1 pseudogene is annotated in these 1005 nt (G+C 46.5%); it reads right to left on the bottom strand.

Annotated features, from left to right (window positions below):
- Positions 1 to 119: 119 nt before the first annotated feature.
- A pseudogene (locus tag VC188_RS11860) lies at positions 120 to 934 on the bottom strand (IS3 family transposase); the annotation flags it as partial.
- Positions 935 to 1005: the final 71 nt, after the last annotated feature.

The raw sequence follows: 1005 nt of genomic DNA, 5'->3' as shown, positions 1-1005 counted from the left end.
TTTATTTGTGGAAGTGACCGTTTGGGTATAGACAAGTAGTAAGTTTGATTTTTTTAACTGCAAATTGCAGTTACGGTATGGCTTTGCCTATCGCTGGAAAAAGTTCTTGCATTTAGTACGTTATCACAGCGTATCTTGAGGGGCTTTCCACGCCACTCAATCACTTGATCGAGTGAGCGAACCACTCTGGCTGCTGGCATAGAAAAATCAATATCGATGGCTAAGGCTTCCCGATTAAAGTCATCAATCACATTAAATAAGCGGATAGATCTGCCGTCGTGCAACTGGTCATGCATGAAGTCGATTGACCAGGTTTGATTGATGCCTTCAGGTACTACCAATGGCACAGGCTTCTCGCGAACCAAGCGTTTATGAGGCTTGATCCGAAGGTTCAGTTCTAACTCCCGGTAGATGCGATAGACCCGCTTATGGTTCCAGGTAAAACCTTTGACGTTACGTAAGTACAAGAAGCAAAGCCCAAAACCCCAGTTCCGTTGATTTTGGGTGAGGCGTACCAGCCAATCGGCAATGAGGGCATTGTCGGTCGATAGCTTCGGGTGATAGCGATAGCAAGTCTGACTAATGACAAAGGTATCGCAAGCTAAACGGATACTCATTCGGCCACTGTGAACTTGTTGGCTGGCCATCTCGCGCCTACGAGATGGCCGAGTTACTTTTTTTGTAAGACTTCTTTAAGGACATCAGCTTGGAGCTGAACCTCCGCATACATCTTCTTTAATCGAGCGTTCTCTAGCTCAAGCTCTTTGACGCGAGACATTAGTGAGGCATCCATACCGCCATACTTGGCGCGCCACTTGTAAAAGCTAGCAATGCTAATGCCGTGTTCACGGCATAGCTCTGGGGCTGGCATGCCAGCCTCGGCTTGCTTGAGGATGCCCATGATTTGGCTATCGGTAAAACGGGAGGTTTTCATAGAATTTCCTTTAAATCAAACAACTTAGAAATTCTACTTTTAAGTCAGGTTAAGGGGTGGGGGGATTACCC

The sequence above is a fragment of the Polynucleobacter sp. MG-28-Ekke-A2 genome (assembly GCF_035012985.1).
In the GTDB taxonomy this organism is placed as follows: Bacteria; Pseudomonadota; Gammaproteobacteria; order Burkholderiales; family Burkholderiaceae; genus Polynucleobacter.
The sequence above is the reverse complement of the archived record's forward strand: the minus strand, read 5'-3'. Positions and strand labels throughout refer to the sequence as shown.